16 protein-coding genes are annotated in these 21,517 nt (G+C 42.2%); 7 read left to right on the forward strand and 9 right to left on the reverse strand.

Features of this window, described 5'->3' with window-relative positions:
* The first annotated feature begins 408 nt into the window (after nucleotides 1–408).
* The 4 genes from H3T75_RS01985 to H3T75_RS02000 all read left to right on the forward strand — a co-directional run bounded on the left by H3T75_RS01985 (nucleotide 409) and on the right by H3T75_RS02000 (nucleotide 6,047).
* A complete protein-coding gene (locus H3T75_RS01985) occupies nucleotides 409–3,486 on the forward strand; it encodes a S8 family serine peptidase (protein WP_198210863.1) in 3,078 nt (1,025 codons plus the stop codon).
* 242 nt (nucleotides 3,487–3,728) lie between these two features.
* A complete protein-coding gene (locus H3T75_RS01990) occupies nucleotides 3,729–4,196 on the forward strand; it encodes a YcxB family protein (RefSeq protein ID WP_078475157.1) in 468 nt (155 codons plus the stop codon).
* A 743-nt stretch (nucleotides 4,197–4,939) separates the two neighbouring features.
* Complete coding sequence (locus H3T75_RS01995; protein ID WP_078475158.1) at nucleotides 4,940–5,641, forward strand: phosphoadenosine phosphosulfate reductase; 702 nt, start codon at nucleotides 4,940–4,942, stop codon at nucleotides 5,639–5,641.
* Complete coding sequence (locus H3T75_RS02000; protein ID WP_078475159.1) at nucleotides 5,628–6,047, forward strand: hypothetical protein; 420 nt, start codon at nucleotides 5,628–5,630, stop codon at nucleotides 6,045–6,047. Before H3T75_RS01995 ends, H3T75_RS02000 begins: the two co-directional genes overlap by 14 nt.
* Before the next feature lie 83 nt (nucleotides 6,048–6,130).
* Here H3T75_RS02000 and hrpA read toward each other — a convergent pair whose 3' ends face one another.
* The 9 genes from hrpA to H3T75_RS02045 form a co-directional block, all read right to left on the reverse strand.
* Nucleotides 6,131–10,153, reverse strand: a complete 4,023-nt coding sequence (gene hrpA / locus H3T75_RS02005; RefSeq protein WP_198210864.1) for an ATP-dependent RNA helicase HrpA — start codon at nucleotides 10,151–10,153, stop codon at nucleotides 6,131–6,133.
* A 282-nt stretch (nucleotides 10,154–10,435) separates the two neighbouring features.
* The gene (locus H3T75_RS02010; protein ID WP_078475161.1) at nucleotides 10,436–10,675 is read right to left on the reverse strand and encodes a hypothetical protein; all 240 of its coding nucleotides are present in this window, start codon (nucleotides 10,673–10,675) and stop codon (nucleotides 10,436–10,438) included.
* A gap of 11 nt (nucleotides 10,676–10,686) precedes the next feature.
* Entirely contained in the window at nucleotides 10,687–11,445 is a 759-nt protein-coding gene (locus H3T75_RS02015) for an ABC transporter ATP-binding protein (protein WP_084565380.1), read from the reverse strand.
* 60 nt (nucleotides 11,446–11,505) lie between these two features.
* The gene (locus H3T75_RS02020; RefSeq protein WP_198211259.1) at nucleotides 11,506–12,462 is read right to left on the reverse strand and encodes an iron chelate uptake ABC transporter family permease subunit; all 957 of its coding nucleotides are present in this window, start codon (nucleotides 12,460–12,462) and stop codon (nucleotides 11,506–11,508) included.
* Nucleotides 12,463–12,469: 7 nt separating this feature from the next.
* The gene (locus H3T75_RS02025; protein WP_025331123.1) at nucleotides 12,470–13,438 is read right to left on the reverse strand and encodes an ABC transporter permease; all 969 of its coding nucleotides are present in this window, start codon (nucleotides 13,436–13,438) and stop codon (nucleotides 12,470–12,472) included.
* 91 nt (nucleotides 13,439–13,529) lie between these two features.
* Nucleotides 13,530–14,498 (reverse strand): siderophore ABC transporter substrate-binding protein, encoded by a 969-nt coding sequence (locus H3T75_RS02030; RefSeq protein WP_084552010.1) that lies wholly within the window; start codon nucleotides 14,496–14,498, stop codon nucleotides 13,530–13,532.
* 81 nt (nucleotides 14,499–14,579) lie between these two features.
* Entirely contained in the window at nucleotides 14,580–15,386 is an 807-nt protein-coding gene (locus H3T75_RS02035; protein WP_198210865.1) for a siderophore-interacting protein, read from the reverse strand.
* Between the two features lies 1 nt (nucleotide 15,387).
* Nucleotides 15,388–16,329, reverse strand: coding sequence for an alpha/beta hydrolase (locus H3T75_RS02040; protein WP_198210866.1), 942 nt, complete (start codon nucleotides 16,327–16,329; stop codon nucleotides 15,388–15,390).
* A 315-nt stretch (nucleotides 16,330–16,644) separates the two neighbouring features.
* Nucleotides 16,645–18,873, reverse strand: a complete 2,229-nt coding sequence (locus H3T75_RS02045; RefSeq protein ID WP_198210867.1) for a FepA family TonB-dependent siderophore receptor — start codon at nucleotides 18,871–18,873, stop codon at nucleotides 16,645–16,647.
* Nucleotides 18,874–19,243: 370 nt separating this feature from the next.
* Between H3T75_RS02045 and H3T75_RS02050 the strand changes: the two genes are divergently transcribed.
* The 3 genes from H3T75_RS02050 (at nucleotide 19,244) to H3T75_RS02060 (ending at nucleotide 21,390) form a co-directional block, all read left to right on the forward strand.
* Nucleotides 19,244–20,047 (forward strand): hypothetical protein, encoded by an 804-nt coding sequence (locus H3T75_RS02050; protein WP_198210868.1) that lies wholly within the window; start codon nucleotides 19,244–19,246, stop codon nucleotides 20,045–20,047.
* 281 nt (nucleotides 20,048–20,328) lie between these two features.
* Nucleotides 20,329–20,778: a pilin gene (locus tag H3T75_RS02055; protein ID WP_096765601.1), complete on the forward strand. Its 450-nt coding sequence runs from the start codon at nucleotides 20,329–20,331 to the stop codon at nucleotides 20,776–20,778.
* Nucleotides 20,779–20,928: 150 nt separating this feature from the next.
* On the forward strand, nucleotides 20,929–21,390 hold the full coding sequence (locus H3T75_RS02060; RefSeq protein WP_198210869.1) for a pilin: 462 nt from the start codon (nucleotides 20,929–20,931) through the stop codon (nucleotides 21,388–21,390).
* Nucleotides 21,391–21,517: the final 127 nt, after the last annotated feature.

A 21,517-nucleotide genomic window follows, 5' to 3' on the forward strand; every position in this document is an offset into this window, starting at 1 on the left:
ATGTTTTATGAGTAAAAAATTTAAAAAATATTATTCTTTATGCGTAAAAATTTTATTTCTTTTAATAAGATACTGCTTTAATGCCTTTCAGAGCCAGTATTTCGCCGGTTTAAATCCATATTGTAAATAAAGCTATAAATTATTTTTTTGGTATATTTATTTATAATTTACCAATCTGAAATTAAATACATAATAGTACGGAATATTAAAATAGATAAAAAAAATCTTATTTGGTTAATAAATATATAGACAAGTAAATCAGCAATTTAGACCATGTATCATGCCTGAATGCTAAACCCGAACTGAATAAGCAAATCAATGTTCATTAAGGTTATCAAGAAATATTAATAAAAATGAAATTTAAATTTTTATATTTATTTTTCAAATTAAGATAAAGGAACAGCCAGTATGAAACATTCAGCTTTAATGCTTAAATCCATAGTGATTGCTGTTTCATTTGCTTTAACGGCATGTGGTGGCGGTGGCAGTGGTGTTCATTCTAATTCTACGGAAACTGGCGGTAAACCGGGCGGAACCGATCCCGGTACCGGAAACCAGACACCGGGAGACGGAGAAAATACACCGAATGTGCCTTCACCAGTTACTCCTCCTCCGGTTACTCCTCCTCCGATTAATCCTCCTCCGATTAATCCTCCTCCGGTTACTCCTCCTCCAGTTAATCCAGATCCAGACAAACATGAGCCGGTTGATCCGACTCCGATAGATCCGGCTGATAATATTCCTGTTCCTTCATCCAATCCGTCGAGAATGGACAGTACCGAATCAGCAATAAAAGTTCCGTTGAGTAAAAACCAGTATCCCCGCAGTGTATACGGTGAGGATAATACACAAGCTAACCTACTAAATCTGAAAGATGCACGGGATCAGGGGCTTGATGGTAAGGGGGTGAAGGTCGGTATTGTTGATTTGCCAGTCGATGTTAATCATCCGGCTTTACCTGACAATGTTGTTGATTTGGGACAGTTCGGGACACCTTATAATGGTAAAGCTTACCCGCATGGTGATGCAGTAGCTTTAAATATTGCTGGTAAAGATGTCAGGGGTAAAAAAATTGGAATTGCTCCAGAGGTGCAAATTTATTCAGCCAGTGCAACAGATAGCCGTGGGCCGGGATTAATCAATTTACTGGCTACCATAGATTCGTTTAACGCGCTTGATAAGGCTGGCGTGAAAATCGTCAATAACAGTTATGGCGCTAATTATTATAGTAATAAGCAATGGTACACTAATGTAGCTAAAGCTTATTTAAATGCAAATAATCCTGCTGATAAATCTGCATCCTATATCGGTCGTTTTGTTTCTCTGGTTCGGGATGATATGCTGTTTATCTGGGCAGCTGCCAATGACGGGCAAAGTCAGCCCAGTATTGAATCGTTATTTCCTTTAATTGAACCTGAATTGCAGAAAGGCTGGATCGTTGTTGCTGGTGTAAATAGCGATAATACAATTCAAAAGTCTTCCAACAGATGCGGCGATACTAAAAATTGGTGTATGGTGGCTTATTATCAGTATGAGATTGCTAATTTATACGCAAAGCCCGGCGATGATATTAATGCATTGCCACTAACCTATATCACGGGCACTTCATTTTCTGCTCCGCAGGTTACTGCTGCTGCGGCACTGGTTAAACAAAAATATCCCTGGATGACCAATAATAATTTACGAACCACATTACTGACGACGGCCACTGACCTGGGCGCTAAAGGTGTAGATTCGGTATATGGCTGGGGACTGCTGAATATTGGTAAGGCGGTTAACGGACCGGCACAATTTGCCTTCGGTGATTTCTCAGCAAATGTAACCGACGGCAGCTATGTATTCAGTAATGATATCAGCGGGCAAGGCGGGCTAATCAAAGACGGTACTGGAACACTGATATTGCAGGGTAATCATACTTATCAGGGTAAAACGCAGATTAATTCCGGTACGCTGGCCGTAAATGGCAGTAGCCAGTCTGCAACGCAAATTGGTAAAGATGCTGCTTATCTGGTTAAAGGCTTCACTGGTTCAGTAGATAATGCAGGTACTTTTATTAGTCAGGATGCCACTGTTAATGGTAGTTTTAACCAGACGGCAGCGGGTACTTTTCAGACCAGCCTTGGTAGCCGAACTACTGTCAATGGTACTGCCAGTCTAGCCGGTAGATTATATTTCGATGCGCTTAAAGCCAGTTTTGTGCCTCAGACAGGGATAAAAGTAGCTGTTATTAATGCACAGAAACGCTTGGGTGAATTTGACTCAACTGAATTTTCCGGTGGAATTCTGCTAGATGGTAAAACGGTTTACGATGACAATAATGTAGATTTTGATATTACCCGCATTTCTACACAAAAAGCTGTTATGGATAATGGTCTGTTAACCCGCAGTATTGCCGATCCGGCAATAGAGTCCGCTGCCAGAGCTGTGGATACGGCTTTCAGCCAGCTGGATGGTATACCCGCTGCAGACCAATATAGTGAACAGGATAAAGAATTATTCGATGGTGCGGCCAGAATTCAGAATGTACAGTCCGCTCAGAGTTTAAGGCGGTCGTTATATTCTTTATCCGGTGCGGTTTACAGTAACGCTAATATGGTCAGCACTCTGACATTAGGAAAACTGAATAGTGACTTTATGTCATCAATTCAGAATAACTCTGATGAGGTTAATGTGATTATGGAATTTAATCATTCACAGAATCGCTGGAATCCCACTGTTGTCAGAGGAAAACAGAATACTAATAGCGGTATATTCGGTATCAGTAAAAAATTTGGTAACGGATTATCTGCAGCGATGGCTTATACTTTTCAAAATACCGGCTGGAATGAACAATATGGCAATGCTGATATTAAAACCAATGGTTTAATTGCTGGTTCATTTTATGCGCCAAATCGATGGAACGGTGCCTACATATCCGGCAGCTTTGGATACAACCGTTTTTCCAATGATGTCAACCGGCGAATATGGCTGGGTGAGTCGTCAGAAGCAACAGGAGCAAAAGCCAAAGGTAACGTATGGCAACTGGCTTTTAAAGGAGGTAAAGCGTTTTATCTGAATCAATTGATTCTGACACCGCAGCTAGGTCTGAGATATGATTATTTGCAACAGAATCATTTTAGTGAAGACGGGGCAAACGGTTATGGTTTATATGCCCGAAAGCTTAATAAAGGTGTTGTAGCCGGTTCGGCCAGTATTCTTACTCAATATCGTTTTGGTATACGGGATACTGTGTTTGATATTTTCGGACTGCTGGGTATTGAGCATGATTTTCGCGACAGAGAATATGCAATGAGCGGAGGTTTTGCCGGAATACACGGAAATGAACGTTCCGGTAAATGGGCTTCAGCAAAAACACGCTGGAATGCTGCTGTAGGTGGAAATGTACAGATCAGCCGTAATCTGAAAGCCGGTATTCAGTATCAGTATGAAAATGGTAGCCACTGGCACAGTAATTCAGGGATGGCAAACTTAAAAATCACTTTCTGATTATGATAAGTAGTAAAACGGATAATTAACCGGATTTCAGGTTAACTAAAATTCTTTTTTTAAGAAATTAAAATTTTAATTTAACAGAATGCTGTCTGACTTGAGGATTTATGGTCGATGTTAAGTTAACAAATAAATGTATAATGTAATGGCTAAAATGAAAAATCAGGCGTTAAAAAAAATTTATATACTGGTAAGTAAAACATCAGTAATTATAAATTTATTTTTACCGGATTAATCCTATGATTATTAAAATAAATACTAAAGCCTTTTATGCTTTTATTATGACACTTCCAATATTGATTATAGTAATTGGTATTGATGCTTATAATATTTATATAAATAGAATAACAATTTCTCTGATAATTCTGAATATTATAACTATTTTCTATCCGATATTTAAAATCAAGGATGAATTTGAAAAAATAGGAGGATTTGGCAATTATATTATTGAAATTACTTCTGAGTGCCTGACAAAAGAAAAAAAGGGAAATAAGACATGCTTTGAATGGCAGGATTTTTATTCAGTAATTAAATTTCACAATAGAATTTATTTGTATTTAAAGAGAAAAAACTCTATCAGATCATACAGACGTTTAATATATTTGGATAGAAAAGACTTTAGCAGTAAAGATGAATTTGATGCCTGCTTCGAAAATTGTAATACCTATATAAAAAAGCAAAAGTATAAAAATTTGATTAATTTGTAAAAAAACCACAAATAATTTACTTAAAATTAACAGTTATTTATGAGGAAGTTTTTTATTCTGTTTTTTAATGAATTGAGAAGAATAGAATAGATAGAAAAAGAATAAAATTTTAGTAATGTAAAATAGATTTCTGAATTTATATAAAAAAAGAACCCGTCATTAAAAATTTATAAGCCGTAATGTAGGAGAAAAGCTTATAAACAAAATGACCGGGTCAGGGAAATAAATAGCTTAGATATTCAGGTGTTAATGATATCAGTCATATTAATCTATGTCTACAAATATTTTCTTATTATTACTGAAATATACAAAATATTTTAAATATGGTTTTGATATTTATATAAATATTTTTAAAGCTGGGTTATGAATGATGTTAAATCAGGAATTAATGTAATGTTTAATGTTGTAAATTACTGATTTTTAATTTAATTTTTTTTATATAAGTTGACTTGTCAATATGTGCCAGGAAATAGCTTTTAGTGTCAAGAAGCAGGTTGAAGCAGGAATCGAAAACTTTACCAGATATATCATTAGGTATTTATTTGCATAATAAGCTGAATGCCAGACATAAATTTATTTAAATAAGGTTGGTTATGCTTTTTTATTGCTGGTTTAATGAGTATGCAGCTATTTTTTATATTTTTTAATAGTTTATGGTGATTGTAGCATGTTGAGCATCTAAATTTATTTTAGCTATACTAATTGAGTTATGCAGTGTTGGTTTATAAGGGAATTTTGCGAATATGGCTATTTTATCTGGGGCCAGAACAGTCCGGAAGATGGCCTGTGATCATCGTCAGAGTATTCTGGCATTTAGCACAGGTAAGAATGCTGTTGCTGCGTATCTGGCAATCAGGGATAGTTTTACTGAGATTTATCCCTATTATTTGTATCTGGTGCCCGAGCTGGAATTTGTAGAAGAACAGCTTGATTTATATGAACGCCAGTTTAATTTCAAAATTACCCGTTTGCCGCATCCAGCACTGTATCAGATGCTCAGTGCACATGTTTTTCAGCCACCATCTAATATATCTGTGATTGATAAGGCAAATTTGGTGAATTTTGATTTTGCTGATATCCGCCGGATGATGTGCAGAAAATTTAATTTACCGTCCAATACCCCGGTAGCGAACGGTACCAGAGTGGAACATAGTTCCAAACAGCGCCTGAGTATGCAGAGACACGGATCGATTGTGAAGAGTCAGTGTCAGTATTATCCAGTATGGGACTGGAAAAAAGGGGATTTGCTCCGCTGTTTTAAGCAGCATAACATCAGGCTGGGAAGTGATTACAGGGTGTTTGGCTGCTCATTTGATAGTCTGGATTTACGTTTTTTGTTACCTGTTAAAGAACTCTATCCGAAGGATTACCGAAAAATTCTGGAGTATTTTCCGCTGTGTGATTTAGAAATTTATCGCTGGGAATGTGCTAATGGAAAAAGATAAAACAATGAAAATTAAAGTATCTGCACAATCTGTTTATAACAGGGGAAGGCAGAGAGGTAAATCCGAACCGGTTTCATGTTCAAAGCATGCTGACAGGAATACAGATGCAGATGCATTAGAGCAGATGAGAGGGCTGAAAGAAGAGTTTCAACAGGTTAAAAAAATGCCTGCGCAGCTCAGACAAAGAGTGACTGACAGTGAATACTGGTGTGCTGTCTGTTTTCAGTCCTATGAACAGTTGATGGTTTTTCTCGGTGAATTAACTGTACCGGTTTTTGAAAATAAGTATATTGACGGTCAGTTACTGGCACAGAAAATGAGTATTGATCTGCCCCCGGTCAAAGTGAGATTTCGTTTGCCTGGTTATATAGATAAAGATTTCCAGGAGTTAGCAGATGAAAAGTAATAGAAATCTGTGTCATAACTGCCGGTAAAACGGACGGGATAACAGCTCTGTTTTTCCGAACAGAGCTATTTTATTGAGTACATTTATAAAATAGCCGTGCGTTTATCCCATTCTTTGCTCAGGCGTTTTGCTGAAACCGGATAGGGTGTTTTCAGCTCCTGAGCAAACAGGGAGACGTGCAGTTCTTCCAGCATCCACCGGAATTCGGCAATGGCCGCAGGTACCGGCTGATTTTGTTGCCGGTATTGCTGTACTTTTTTTTGCCAGGTATCAGTAAGTTCCTGAATGTCGTTTTCCCGCGCATTATCACGTGCCGGATTACTGCCGTATTTATCCATACGCCTGAGCATGGCTTGCAGATAAACCGGCAGACGCGGCCACTGCTGCCATGGTGTGGCACTGGCAAAACCCGGATAAACCAGACTGTTCAGATGCTCACGCAGAAGCGGGGTTAACGGGTGTTTACCCAGATGGCTGCTGACTTCAGTATAAGCCTGCGCTGTTTGCAGGGCATATTGATTAACAGCTTCTTTAACTGCCGGTAAACGGCTGCGGGCACGTTTTATCTGTTCTTTAAAAGCTCTTTCATCACGCGGCAGTTCATCTTCACCTATCAGAGCCCGATCCAGAACGGCATGAGTCAGGTCTTCACGCAAAGTATCAGTACCCAGGTGTTTAAGCAGCATGGCGATTTGGGTGAAGTCGGGCAGACCTTTATTCAGGTCTTTAACCTGTTCTTTCAGTTGCAGACTCATCAGAGCAAGTACGCCGCTGCGGTGTGCCTGTTCGGCAGCCGCCGCTGTATCAAACAGCCTCAGGGAAATACTGCCGTTTTTTTGCAGTTGCAGGCCGAGATAGCCGGTAAGCTGTTGCTGAGCACGGGCAAATTTGATGCTTTCCGGTAGTTTACCTATATCCCAGCTGGTAATGTTATCTCGCTCAAACTCATTGCTGTTGTCACGGAAAGTAACCGCAGCCGCCTGTCCGAGCTGTTGTTGCAGGCTAATAAGATCACGACCGCTGGCCAGTTCTGTACCGCTGTCATCAATCACCTGAATATTGAAATAACAATGTGCCGGCAGTTGCTGGGTTTGCCAGTGTTCGACGTCTATCTGGTTAAGCAGACGCATGTCTCCGGCCTGACGGGCAATGGCATGTGCCAGCTGAGGCAGTAAAGGCGCATTGATATCGGGATGATTGCTGAGAAATGTAGTGATGAAATCAGGTACAGGCACGCAGATCCGGCGAATTTGTTTGGGTAAAGCTTTTATCAGTAACTGCAGCTTTTCTCGAATCATGCCGGGAACCAGCCATTCCAGTCTGGATGCATTGATGCGGTTAAGCAGTGGCAGAGGCACAGCTATAGTGACACCGTCAAACGGATGATGGGGTTCGAAACGGTAGCTGAGCGCACAGCGACCGTCTGTAGTATCAAGGTATTCCGGAAACTGGCTTTCAGTAACATTACTGGCTGCATGTTGCATCAGGTCGTCACGGCTCAGATACAATAGTTTCGGATTTTCTGCCTCAGCCTGTTTACGCCACATTTCAAAGGTACGGATATCAGCCAGCGGCAGAATACGGCCTTTGTTTTCTACATTTGCCGGCAGACGCTGGTCGTAGAAACTGAACAGTGCTTCTTCATCTACCAGTACATCCTGCCGGCGTGATTTATGTTCCAGTTCGGTGATTTCTTCGATCAGTTGATGGTTATGCCGGAAAAAAGCTGCTTTAAGATCGCATTCCTGCGCTACCAGTGCACTGCGAATAAAGATTTCGCGTGCTTCTTTGGCATTGATGCGCCCATAGGCGACCGGGCGGCGGGGCAGAACAGTGAGACCATAAAGAGTAATGCGTTCACTGGCCACCACTTCACCGCGTTTCTGTTCCCAGTGGGGTTCAAAATAATGATAGCGCAGAAGATGAGGTACTTCGCTTTCAATCCATTCCGGTTCAATCTTGCCGACATCACGGGCATATAGTCGTGAGGTTTCGGTTAGCTCTGCAGCAATAATCCATTTAGGCTTACTTTTAAACAGAGCGGATGCCGGAAAAAGGTGAAAATGAATTCCTCGTGCACCGGTATAGTCGTGGCCTTCGGGGCTTTTCAGTCCGACATTGGCTATTAGTCCGGTCAGTAGAGCACGGTGAATTTGTTCGTAGCTGGCTTCTTTTGCCTGTTGCCGTTGCTGACGCTGCTGCCGGCGGACGATTTGCTGCTGTTTGAGTTTTGCGGATAAATCCTGATCACTAATGTCAGTTATGGCTGGCTGGGGATGATTGTCCGGTAATTGTCGGTAAGCACCGGCCTTATCGGTAAGTTCCATATCTATGGCAATTTGTGCCAGCTGGTGATGTAGCTCGCGCCATTCGCGCATACGCAGATGAGAAAGAAAATATTGATGACACCACTGCACCATCTGACGATTGGATAACCCTTTGTCACGTTCGCGCTGATAGGAGTCCCAGATATTCAGATAGGCGAGAAAATCCGACTGCTTATCGTTAAAACGTTCATGTGCTTTGGCAGCAGCTTCGCGAGCTTCCAGTGGTCGTTCACGCGGATCCTGAATCGACAGTGCAGCCACAATAACCAGCATTTCGGCAACGCACTGCAAGCGTTTCCCCGCCAGCAGCATGCGGCTGATACGCGGGTCTACTGGCAGACGTGCCATTTGTTCGCCAAGTTTGCTTAGCTGATTATGTTCATTTACTGCGCCCAGTTCGAGCAATACCTGATAGCCATCATTGATATAGCGCTGGTCAGGTGCTTCGAGAAAGGGGAATGCACTAACATCGCCGAGTTTCAGGCTGATCATGCGCAGGATTACAGCCGCCAGATTACTGCGGATAATTTCCGGATCTGTAAAGGCAGGGCGCTGATTAAAATCCTGCTCGCTGTAGAGGCGTATACAGATACCGGCGGCAATGCGCCCGCAACGGCCGGCGCGCTGACGAGCCGCAGCCTGACTGATAGGTTCGATATGCAGTTGTTCGACTTTAGCACGGGCTGAATAGCGTTTTACCCGCGCCAGTCCGGTATCGATAACATAACGGATACCGGGTACGGTGAGTGAGGTTTCGGCAACATTGGTAGCCAGTACGATACGCCGCTGACGACCATTGGGATGAAAGATTTTATGCTGTTCGGCTGCTGACAGGCGTGCAAATAGAGGCAGAATCTCATCATTACGACGCAAAGGTGATTGCTGTAATGCATGTGCTGCTTCGCGAATTTCTCTTTCACCCGGCAGAAAAATCAGAATATCACCTTCACCTTCTCGTGCCAGCTCATCTGCGGCATCGACGATGGCATCATTGATTTCTATTTCAGCTTCGTCTGCATCTGTGGTGTGCAGCGGACGGTAACGTACTTCTACCGGATAGGTACGTCCGGATACTTCAATCACCGGTGCTGCTACACCGTTCTGTATGAAATGTTTACTAAAACGTTCGGCATCAATCGTAGCTGAGGTAATGATGACTTTCAGGTCCGGGCGCCGTGGCAGCAGTTGTTTGAGATAACCAAGCAGAAAATCAATGTTCAGGCTGCGTTCATGCGCTTCATCAATGATGATGGTATCGTAAGCACTGAGAAAGCGGTCAGTCTGGCTTTCTGCCAGCAAAATGCCGTCAGTCATCAGCTTGATGTAGCTTTCCGGCGCGGTTTTGTCATTGAAGCGCACTTTATAGCCGACATGCTGTCCGATCCGGCTATGCAGTTCTTCAGCAATTCGTTCAGCTACTGAGCGTGCGGCCAGCCGCCTTGGCTGAGTGTGACCAATCAGTCCGGCTACACCTCGGCCTAGCTCAAGACAGATTTTCGGTAACTGGGTGGTTTTACCGGAACCGGTTTCACCACAAACGATTACGACCTGATGCTGACTGATTGCCTGCTTGATTTCTTCGCGTCTTTCATGCACAGGCAAAGTGTTATCGTATTCGGGTACAGGCAGTCCGGCCAGACGTTGCAGATAAGCCTGATGAGAGCGCTGGTAACGGCTGTTTACTTTTTCCTCGCCACCGAAAGGGGCAGGATTTTTACAGGTTCGATACAGGTAATAGCGGTCTTTACTCAGGATTTGGTTAAGTTCGTATACAGACATGGCACAGAGATTGCCGGAAAATTAGTAGTGTGTGTATTATACCAAATCTGCCAAAACTGCTTTTTTACAGGCATTCCATGGCAGATTTATATCTCAGAATCAGATAAGGATATAAATGAACAACAAGATAATAAAAATAAAGATTTTTAATTGCTATGCGGAATAATTATTAAGTCTGAGCCGGAAAGCAGCAGAAAAATTATTTTAATAAACACACTGGTACTGAGTTATGCAGAATAGCATAACTTTCAGTTTGGCTTTTGGCCTTGAATCTATGTGTTTTTAGTGATGCGTGTGTTGCCGGCGCCAGATTTTCGCGCCAATCATAATAAATACGCCAAACAGAAAAGTACACACTAGCCCCATAAAAATGAGCATAATCCGTGCCATTGACATCCGTACGGCAGCATCATCTCCCAAAAACAGCCAGATAAACCATGCAGCCAGTACGACAAACAAAGCAATCATGGCAGTAATCAGCCCCGTCATTTTGCGTGAACCGGGGGTATTATTGTTTTGCATAATAAAGCCTGTTAGAAGTGATGGATAACAAGAGGTTTCCCTTTATGGCTGACAACTTCTGTATCCAGATTAAATATGGTTTGAATATGGTCTGCAGTAATAATATCTTCTGGTGTACCTTGCATAACAATCTGCCCGTCTTTAAGAGCAACAATATGGTCAGCATAGGCTGCTGCCATGTTGATGTCGTGAACCACCATAATGGTAGCCAGCCCCTGTTCGCTGGTCAGCTGGTGTAATAAACGCATCAGCTCACGTGCATGATACATATCCAGATTGTTAAGCGGTTCATCAAGAATAACATGTTTGGTTTGCTGGCAGAAAGTCATGGCTACCAGTGCGCGCTGGCGCTGTCCGCCGGAAAGTGCACTAAGATAACGCTGTTGCAATGGTTCCAGCTCAAAGCGCTGTAAAGCCTGATCAACAATTTGCTGGTCTTCTGCTGTGATGCGTCCTTGATTATGCGGATAGCGGCCAAACAGTAATAAGTCACGTACGGTAATACGGCTCTGTATGTTGTTCTCTTGCGACAATATAGCCAGTTTTCTGGCTATGGCAGTTGATTTGCTGTGGCTGACTTCAAGTTCATCAATATGGATATTGCCTTCCTGTAAAGGTTGCAGGCGGGCAATCAGCGAGAACAATGTAGATTTACCTGCACCATTGGGACCAATCAGCGCAGTAATGCTTTTATCTGGAATATCAAGATTAATATCGCGGAGAATGGGTGTACCGTTGATGTGGTGGTTAACATTTTTTATGGTAATCATAATGCTGTCAGGTTAAATCGGTGCAAAAAATGGTGATGATAAAAAAGCTACTGTTGCAGCCTAGCGTTTGCGTTTTAATACCAGCCACAGAAACACAATGCCGCCGCAAAATTCAATAACGGCACTCAGTACGCCCTGCATACCAAGCAGCTGCTCAAATATCAGCTGGCCGCTGACCAGTACCAGTGCCGCAACCAGAAATGCTGACGGCAGCCGCAGCTGATGTTTCATATCGGGGGCGCAGGTATTAACCAGTGCACATATCAGTAAACCGAAAAAACTGACCGGACCGACCAGTGCAGTGGAAACCGAAACCAGCAGAGCAATCCATAACAAAATGCTGTGGCTCAGCCGTCCATAGTTAATACCCAGTGCTATAGAGGCATTACGTCCGAGCATAAGAACATCGAGCTGATAGCGCATCCGCCAGATCCAGACTGTACTGAACAGCATGATACTCATGCCGATAATCAGCATGGTGACATTCACGGAGGTAAACTGGGCAAAATAGCTGGTTTGAGCAACCGTAAACAGAGTAGGGTCAATCAGGCGTTGCAGCAGACTATTGAAACTGCGAAACATGACTCCGAAAATCATACCGGTAAGTATCAGTCGGGCCAAGTCACCGTTACTGTTCCGGGTTAAAGTGCGAAACAGCAGGAGCGAGGCAACCATCATTATTGGTGCTTCGATAACAAATTTGCTCAGCACACTCATACTGGTGAATCCTACTGCACCGAATACAAACAAAGTAATGGTTTGCAGTAACAGATAAAGCGAATCGTAGCCAAGTAATCCCGGTGTAAGAATAGGGTTATGGGTCAGAGTCTGGAAAAGTAAAGTGGATACACCAACTGCGTAGGCAACAGTAAGCAGCATCAGCAGCTTTTTACCGCGCAGCTGCAGTACAAAATCCCAGCTTCCTTTAACGCCATATGTCATAAACAGAATACTGGCAATAATTAACAGAATACCGAGCACACCGAAAAAACGTGCACCGGAGCGATGTGACGGCATAGTGGAATTAAACTGCATGTACAGAAGGCTTTCTAAACAGCAAATACAGGAAAATCACGGTTCCGACGATACCGAAAATCAGAGACACCGGTATTTCATAAGGCGGGTCGATAGTGCGGCCGATAATGTCACAGATCAGCAGAGCGTTGGCACCCAGGAGTGCAACTGCGGGCAGATTCTGACGTAAACGGTCACCTGCCAGCCGGGAAATAATATTAGGCACTACCAGCCCGATAAAAGGAATCTGTCCGACTGTTACCACGACAATGGCAGTAATCATGGCTACAGTAATCAGGGAAATCCACATCATTTGTGCATAGTTGATACCGAGGCTGGTGCTGATATTCTGTCCCAGTCCGGCAATGGTAAGCCGGTCAGCCAGAAAATAAATAACTAATGTCATCAGACCGGTAATCCACAGCAATTCGTAACGTCCGGCGAGTACTGCAGAAAAATCACCGGCAAACCACACCGCCAGCAATTGCAGGGTATTGGTTTCCACACCGATAAAATTCACCAGTGCTTCAATAATACTGCCATAGATTATGCCGATTAGCGGAATCATCAGTTGCCGGTGTGCAGGCAGACGCCGAAATAAAAATAAAAACAGCGTCATCCCCAGCAAAGCAGTCAGACTGGCGCAGCTCATTTTGGTCAGCTGACTGGCCTGCGGCAACCAGATGGAGACCAGTAATACCCCAAGTGCTGCACTTTGGGTAGCACCAACCATACCCGGTTCCAGAAAACGATTGCGCAATACTATCTGTAACACCATACCCGCTACGGCCAGTGTGGCACCGGTGAGAATAATCGCCAGAGATCGGGGTAAACGGCTATACAAGAGCAAAGAACGGGTATCATTACTGATAAACAGATCACCCCAATGAAAAGAAGCTGCACCAATACTAATGCTGATAATCAATAAAATAGGTAACAGCAAAAAATTGATTGCATTAATCTGAGAGGAACGAAGCATATGACAGAAAAAATACAGACAACAGATTCGCGCTAATACTGCATATTTATGCAGCATAGCACAACCTGATTATCGTGAATAAAACTCCGGCTTAGTGTGACATTGCCGCTTTAATATTGGTCAGATCAGTTTTCATTTGCTGTACGCCGCCTGCGGCCAGATAGGATGCACTGCTCAGATAAATAACGTGACCTTCTTTCCATGCTTTAGACTGACGTACCAGATCATTATTCAGTACAGCCTGAGCGGTTTTACCTTCTTCGCCGATGGCAGCAGTACGGTCAATAACGAATAACCAGTCCGGATTGATTTTCTGCACGTATTCGAAAGAGACAGACTGACCATGCGGAGAAGCCGGAATGCTGGTATCTGCAGCCGGTACGCCAACCTGAGTATGAATCCAGCCAAAGCGAGAGGAAGAACCAAATGCTGAAAGTTTGCCGGCATTAACCATCAGTATCAGACCAGTGCCTTTTCCTTTGGCTGCCTGCTGGGTTTCATTAAGCAGATTCTGGATATCATCATGCAGTTTTTTCGCTTCAGCTTCTTTCTTAAACAGCTTACCGTAGCTATCAAGCATTTTCATGCCATCGCCAATTAAATCCTGTCCGCTGTCAGACATATCGATAGTGGGAGCAAGAGCCGCGAGTTCATCATATTTCGGAGCGGTACGACCAGCGATAATAATAAGCTGTGGTTTCAGCGCATTAAGTGCTTCCATATCCGGTTCAAATAAAGTACCGGTATTGTTTACCGTTTCCAGAGTTTGCTGCAGATACGGTACCAGCACTTTTTTCGGGGCACCGATAACCGGCACCTTCAATGCCTGTAAATCATCCAGTGTAGCCATATCAAATACCACGACTTTAGATGGATTCTCCGGTACGGTTATTTCTCCGCGGGCAGTATTTATTGTCACTGTTGGTCCGTTAACAGTAGTTGCAGCAGCAGACGAAGCATTACTGGCAGTGTGATTCTCATTGGTTTTTTCGCCACAGGCAGAAAGCAGAGACAAAGTTAAAACAGACAAAGCAAGAGGTTTCCAGCAAGATTTAATCATTTTTCAGTATTTCCTATCATTATCGTTTGCATTAATTATACCGCCTGAACAAGGCTAAAGTTAATTTTCTTGAGCAGATATCTATTTATCAATAAATCTGTGCCGTGCTTTATGATAACTTTCTTCATTTTCTCCCTGACGCCAGTAGGGAACGGCATAATGGCGCTGAGGCGGTAATTGCCACTGTGTACGCAGCAATTCACGCAGTGGCTTAATCAGTGCTGCTTCACCGGCAACCCAGGCAAAGTCATCATCATTCAACGGGGCAAAACTGCTTATATGCTCTACTACAGCAGGAATCTGGCTCAAATCACCAAAAAAGGTATGCAGATGCATTTTTTCAGGTAACGGGAGTGATGCTAGCAGATCTTCTGCCTGCGGTAATAACAGCACAACGTCACCGCCCGCATCTGCGGCAATATCTGCCAGCAGAGATTCAATTGCCGGAAGAGCTGTAATATCACCGGCAAATAAATAGCGTGTCGCTGTTTTCAGCATCGGATTCGGCCCGCCGGGGGAAGAGATTCCAAGAATATCTCCAGCCTGAGCATGCTCGGCAAAAGATGAAGCGGGTCCGGTGTCTCCGTGTTTGACAAAATCAATACTTACCGTACACGTCTGTGCATCATAATTGCGAATGGTATAGGTACGCACTATCGGTTTATTATCCGGCTCAGTCCAGTTAAAACCATGACCGGAAAACTGGGGTAATTGCGGTGTTATCTGACCATCCGGTGCCAGAAATATTTTGATATGCGCACCATTGTACTGATGCGGATAATCGGTCAGCTCCGGACTATGCAAAACCAGCCGGCGTAAATTCGGGCTCAGATCGATAATATCCTGAACGCGTGTCAGATAAGCCTGATGTAGAGAACGTTTATTCATTTTATTGCCTGATTACTGGGTAAAATAATGCCTGTTGCAGGCTTTTGCCAAACAGGCTGCCATGATTTTCCTGCGGATAATGCTCATATCTGATAGTTAAATCAGTTTTTTGCTCTAATTCGTTAATGAGTTTGTTAATCAGACCAGCATATCTGGCTGTATGCTCATTGCGTATACGGATACGTGCGGCCGCCTGAGGATTTTTCGGTAATTTACCGGCTTTGAGTTTGCTGCTTAAAACCCACAGACTGCTGCCGGAAAAAGCCACCTGACGTTTAAGCATGGTTTCAGCTTCCTGCTGTAACAGATCGCCGTGTAACCAGACGGACGGATCGGCAGCAATATAGTGCTGAAAAAGATTAGGCTGAGTAAACAAAGTATGCATAACCATCAGCCCGCCGTAAGAGTGCCCCCACAGAGTTTGTGCATTGGGATTAATCCGAACCTGTTGATTTACTGCCGGCATAATTTCATTCTGAATTAAATCCAGAAATATATCAGCCCCGCCGTTTATTCTGGTTGAATCAAGAGGATCGGTATTGTCATTGTCCGGCGCAATGGTGTAATCGTAGGTCCGTGCCTGCGCATCAAAGCGTTTATCTGTGGCATAGCCAATCAGTACCAGCACCGGAGGCTGAGGCTGTGCGGACAGTGCCTGCATATTTTCCGGCGTCAGAAAATCCAGTGCAGCATTTCCGTCCAGAATATAGAAAGCAGGAAAACCCTCTGCAGGAGCTCTGCGGTCGGGGGCTGCTATATAAACCCGGTAATGACGCTGTCCGTCTGCAGAAGTAAACGCAAGCATATTAAACAGATAGCCGCTGTCTGATTGCTTTAATGCAGCAAAATTAGCTGGTTCATTCAGATTAGGCTGAGCTTTGGCTGTGTTGTGCAAGATTAAGGCCGTAAAAAACAATAAAAGAAAAATAATAATCTGGCGCATATTTAATCTTTCCGTCAGTTGATTGGTGTTACAGAACATATGGAGACAACAGGACGGGTGCGCGGTAAGATTTTGTTGCTGCATGGTAAAATTAATCGAATACCAGTTAAAAATATTGCCGGATCAAGTGGTTTGGTTAAAGTACAGTCAGATTGAATAACCTGTGTCTGTTTACTTAATAAAGTTGCTCATTACGTGTAAACAATAATCATTACTATTTATGATAGTAACTGAAATTGATGGATAAGTCACGGTGAAAAATAATTTGTTTATAAAAAACAGGCTGCCCGAATAGCAGCCTGTTCACAGAAAGTATCAGAAAGAAACTTTCATACTGCCCCATACTGCTCTGCCGCGTTCATTGTATGTATACGCAGTGCCGCGCAGTGTGGAGGCGTAGATACGTTTATTGAATATATTTGACATTCCGGCTCTGATATTAATATTTTTATTTACAGCGTAGCCGGCGGAAATACCCCAGATACCATAACTGCCGATTTCTTCTCCGCTCAAACCGGTAGTTCCTTTTCCTCCGTTACCGATACCTGCCTCAACAGGATTTACCGGTACTGTACGCGGTTTCTGGCGACCATAGTAAGTATAGGTAAGTAATGTGTCCCATTTTTCAGCAGGATTCCAGGCCAGAGACGAATTAATCGTATATTTAGGGATGACAGATAAAGGATTGCCGGTTTCCTTATTTTTGGAATTAAACATATAAGTAAAATTGTTTACCCATTTCCATTTACTTGAAAAAGGCAGGGTTAAATTGCCTTCCAGTCCTTCTACCAGCGCTTTGCGGGTATTGGTCCATTCAAAATAGTCATATCCGCCCGAGCGAGAGTTCGTGCCAGTACTATTCGTGAATATAATCTGCCGGCCGGCTTCAATCTTATTTTTGTAATCATTGCGGAAATAAGCCAGAGAAGCCAGATAACCGTTTTTATTAAATTCAAAACCCAATTCTTTATTAATACTGGTTTCCGGTTTGAGATTACTGTTACCTATCAGATAGCAGCCACGGCCGCTTCCGGAAGAGGTGGCACAACCATTGCCTTTGCTGTACAGCATATAACTGTCTGTACTCTGGTACAGATTCGGAACTTTGTAGGCACGTGCTATTCCGCCTTTAATCAGCCAGTTCGGATGAAGTTGCCATGACAGATTAACTCCGGGGCTGACATTGCCGCCCGTTTTATTATTGTGATCATAGCGCAGCATTGGTACCAGTTTTAAATAGTCGGTCAGGCTGATATTGTCTTCCACATAGCCGGCCCAGCTGCTTAGTGACGGTGTGTGGTTGGCAGGAGCCGGATAAACTGCCCCGGGAAGAGGTATACGGCGCAGACCATCCGGATCATCCAGTTTATCGTGCTGATATTCTGCACCCATAGTCACCACGTGGGACATACCTAATGTAAACGGAAAGTGTATTTCACCCGTCAGACGTTTTGTTGTCAGTGTACTGTCTTTATAAGTAATATCTTTGCTGCCCAAATCCTGACACAAGCCTTCAGGACCACCTGACAGCGCTTCAGAGCAGTGGCTGTTGGTAGTTTTATCGTATTGTGCTACCAGCTTGCTGTCGCCCCAATCCCATATACCTTCATGAGTCAGTGCAAAACTCTGGCGGTATACTCGGCGGGTTTCCTTACCATATAAACTTTGGGTGTAATCAGTCTGTACATTATTGGGACCATCACCGTTATAACGATTGCCCTGCCGGCTGTAGGTAGTATCCAGTGTCAAAGTTTGTGCCGGAGACAGGCGCCATGCCAGCCGTCCGCCAATATCTTTATTAATCAGACCTTCCTGTCCGGCAGCCAGCGATTTGCTGCCTTTATCATTCGAACGCTGATTAATGAATGGTGAATCCGCATCAGTACTGTTCAGATTGCCATATATGCGGAAGCCGAGTACATCTTTAATAACCGGACCGGACAAATCAAAGCCGATACGATGTGTATCGCCTTCTTCTTTATCTGCCGGCAAATTCATAAACGCATTAATAGAACCGTGAAACTCATTACTGACTTTTTTTGTCACAATGTTCACTACACCGCCAGCTGCACCAGAACCATAGCGTGCGGCAGCTGGTCCGCGAATAACTTCAATTGATTGAATTTCTGCTGCCGGTACCCAATTGCTGTCGCCAATGGTGTCACGCTCACCGCGCCAGCTCATGCGTGCACTGTTGCGCGAAGTAACCGGCCGGCCGTCAATCAGTATTAAGGTATTTTCCGGACCCATTCCGCGAATATCAATCTGGCGTTTATTTCCATGCTGACCGGAAGCAGTATTACCAGTCAGATTAACGCCGGGCATCGTACGCACCAGCTCAGAAATATCATTGACCGGTGTTTTGCGTTCAATATCCTGACTATCAAGTTTAGAAACGCCGAGAGACTGTTTAACCTGCTGTTCGGCGGTGACGTAAATATCGTCCAGCTTTGCTGTATTATCCTGAGCATAAACAGTGCTGCCGGTAAAAAGAATGAACGGAATCAATGCCAGTTTAAAAGAAGGAAAAGGGTGATCAGACATACTATTGAGCTACGAAAAGAGAAAAATTGATAAATCTGCGAATAATAATGAATACCATTATTATTTTCAACTAAAACCGTACTGATTAAACAAAAATACAAATTCATACTTAATCAGTATAATAACTATCGGTACTTACATAATTCAGTTTAATGTGACAAAATTTGACACATTTGGCAAATAATCTATTCAGTGAGATGATGAGAAATGTATATTGATAAATTAAGAAATTAATTTATTTAAAAGAAATTGACAGAAAATTTTGTTTTAGGCTGGATATTCAGCAGAAAATGTAATTTGACAGGCATATCTTTATTAAAATAAAAATACATACAAAGAATTGAGATTAAAACAGAAAATAATCAGCCAAATGAGAAAATCAACTTTTTATATTTTTCAGTATATTTTTTTATTGTTATTGATTACAGGTGTGTTACCTGCGCAAGCAGAAGATTCTGTTTCAAATTCCTTTAATACAACCGGACAAGTAAAATTATTGCCGGTGACTCAGACTTGTACAGGTAAACCATGGCAACATATTGTATGGGTGCATGTGCATGATAATGAAGAAACTGCACGTCAGACCGCATTAATGGCATTAAACCAGATTCAGCAGGGCTGTCTGCTGGATTTTCGCCATGGTGGCAGCCGGGAAATCAGAATACAAACAAATGATGTAAATTATCACTTTGATCCAAATAGAATTTTTACTGAAACCGGTCGGAAAAACGCATTAAAATGTCTGCGCGGTAATTGTGCTCAGGCACGAGAAGAGTTAACTCAAGAGGTCGACAGTTTTCTGAATCAGTATATGATTCACGCCAAATTGATTGTTGCTTTGCATAATAATCATCCAAGTGGATTATCCATACGAAACTATGTGCCTGGTGGCTCAATGGCGCAAGGGATGAGCCAGGTAGCGGTCAGCCCCGATAAAGATTCTCATGATTTTTTCTATGTTACCAGCCAGCGAGCTTTTGAGTTTTTGTCCGGCCGGAATTTCAATGTCGTTTTACAGAATAATCAAACTGTTCGTGATGATGGTTCATTATCAGTATGGGCCGCCCGGCAACAGATTGATTATATTAATTCTGAAGCCGGTACCGGAAATCTGGCCAGTCAGATGGTTATGCTTGCAGCAGTATGGGCGTATATGCAGGAATATTACCTGTAATTTTCCAGATTAAGTAAGTCCGGACAAAGTTATCTGATTTACAATTATATCCGTCGGATATAATTGTCTGACTATTAGTAATAAAAAACTTAATTTAAAAATTTTGTCAAAAAATTTATTAAAAATATACAAATAAATCAATTTATTATGAAATAAAGGTACATATTTGATTTTTTAATCAAAATAAATAAATTTTTGTATTGAATAATCAAATATAATAATGAATATTACATTTGCAAATTAGTCGGAAAATCAATCAAATTTAAACATTTAAAAACATCATGAGTTTACATCACCAGGGTTTTACATTAATTGAAATAATGATTGCAATAGCAATAATAGGGATACTGACTGCCATTGCCGTGCCCGCTTATCTGGATTACAGTGCAAAAGCTCAGCTTGCTGAAGCAGCAGATCTGGCAGGAAACCTGAAAGCGCAGGTTTTAGATAGTTTACAGAACCAAAAATGCCGGGCACAAAATCCATCAGAGTATAGCTATAAAGGAAAATACGGAATTGCAGAGATTACGACAGAATTTCCTGTCGTGAATGCTCAGCATTCTGCTACTGCCAGAACAGGCTGTTCTATTCGATATACGGTATATTCGCAGAATGCTTCATTTGTTCTGGTAAATAAATATCTCGAATTGGATGTACTGAGGAACGGAACATTAAAACTCAATAACGGCACTATAGAACAAAAGTATTTGCCTAAAGCTTTGGTTATTTAATCAGCCGCAGCATCATTGTTGAATTTAAATGAGTCTGTATACAAAATTTTGGATAATACAGATTTAATATTCTTTCGAAAATACATGTTATTTTAAGAAAATGGTATGTGTTTTGCTTTCATTTCTTTAAATATCTGATTTCGTCTGACAATGAAAATATATCTATTAGAAAAAGGCTTTACTTTAATTGAGTTAATGATCGTTATTGCTGTAATCGGGGTACTGGCGGCTATAGCGCTTCCTGCTTATAATGATTATATAGCTCGTACGCAAGCTAGTGAGGCTTCGAGTATGGCAGGGGTATTGAAATTACAAATTTTTGAAAACCTGCAAAATAATACATGTTTTGATTCGGGAACCAATTCTGTTGTGAGTCAGACCGGTAAATACGGTACGGCTACTATTGGTGGTAATGCATCAATATCATCAGGTGCTTCGGCTAATTCGGTTACGGGATGTACAATTACTTATAAAGTAAAAAGTACAGAAGTCTCTGCTGCTATTGCAAATAAAATATTGGTAGTGGATGTTTTGAAAAACGGATCCTTACGTAAAAATAATGCTTCAACCATAAATAATAAATATATTCCAAGAGCATTTCTAAATATTTAAAATTTAAAAATCAAAATATTATCTTACAGATACATTTTTGTATTTAAAAAATAATTAAATTTTAAAACTTGGCATGAAATTTGCTCCAGTATTATATAAATTGATGTATTAATGAATTTTCAACCGT

The organism is Snodgrassella sp. W8135, from assembly GCF_016101225.1.
Taxonomy (GTDB): Bacteria; Pseudomonadota; Gammaproteobacteria; order Burkholderiales; family Neisseriaceae; genus Snodgrassella; species Snodgrassella alvi.

What these genes read in the sequence shown, in the direction of transcription:
- H3T75_RS01985 (WP_198210863.1), top strand. Translation starts at nt 409, where the DNA reads ATGAAACATTCAGCTTTAATGCTTAAATCCATAGTGATTGCTGTTTCA.
- H3T75_RS01990 (WP_078475157.1), top strand. Translation starts at nt 3,729, where the DNA reads ATGATTATTAAAATAAATACTAAAGCCTTTTATGCTTTTATTATGACA.
- H3T75_RS01995 (WP_078475158.1), top strand. Translation starts at nt 4,940, where the DNA reads ATGGCTATTTTATCTGGGGCCAGAACAGTCCGGAAGATGGCCTGTGAT.
- H3T75_RS02000 (WP_078475159.1), top strand. Translation starts at nt 5,628, where the DNA reads ATGGAAAAAGATAAAACAATGAAAATTAAAGTATCTGCACAATCTGTT.
- hrpA (WP_198210864.1), bottom strand. Translation starts at nt 10,153, where the DNA reads ATGTCTGTATACGAACTTAACCAAATCCTGAGTAAAGACCGCTATTAC.
- H3T75_RS02010 (WP_078475161.1), bottom strand. Translation starts at nt 10,675, where the DNA reads ATGCAAAACAATAATACCCCCGGTTCACGCAAAATGACGGGGCTGATT.
- H3T75_RS02015 (WP_084565380.1), bottom strand. Translation starts at nt 11,445, where the DNA reads ATGATTACCATAAAAAATGTTAACCACCACATCAACGGTACACCCATT.
- H3T75_RS02020 (WP_198211259.1), bottom strand. Translation starts at nt 12,462, where the DNA reads ATGCCGTCACATCGCTCCGGTGCACGTTTTTTCGGTGTGCTCGGTATT.
- H3T75_RS02025 (WP_025331123.1), bottom strand. Translation starts at nt 13,438, where the DNA reads ATGCTTCGTTCCTCTCAGATTAATGCAATCAATTTTTTGCTGTTACCT.
- H3T75_RS02030 (WP_084552010.1), bottom strand. Translation starts at nt 14,498, where the DNA reads ATGATTAAATCTTGCTGGAAACCTCTTGCTTTGTCTGTTTTAACTTTG.
- H3T75_RS02035 (WP_198210865.1), bottom strand. Translation starts at nt 15,386, where the DNA reads ATGAATAAACGTTCTCTACATCAGGCTTATCTGACACGCGTTCAGGAT.
- H3T75_RS02040 (WP_198210866.1), bottom strand. Translation starts at nt 16,329, where the DNA reads ATGCGCCAGATTATTATTTTTCTTTTATTGTTTTTTACGGCCTTAATC.
- H3T75_RS02045 (WP_198210867.1), bottom strand. Translation starts at nt 18,873, where the DNA reads ATGTCTGATCACCCTTTTCCTTCTTTTAAACTGGCATTGATTCCGTTC.
- H3T75_RS02050 (WP_198210868.1), top strand. Translation starts at nt 19,244, where the DNA reads ATGAGAAAATCAACTTTTTATATTTTTCAGTATATTTTTTTATTGTTA.
- H3T75_RS02055 (WP_096765601.1), top strand. Translation starts at nt 20,329, where the DNA reads ATGAGTTTACATCACCAGGGTTTTACATTAATTGAAATAATGATTGCA.
- H3T75_RS02060 (WP_198210869.1), top strand. Translation starts at nt 20,929, where the DNA reads ATGAAAATATATCTATTAGAAAAAGGCTTTACTTTAATTGAGTTAATG.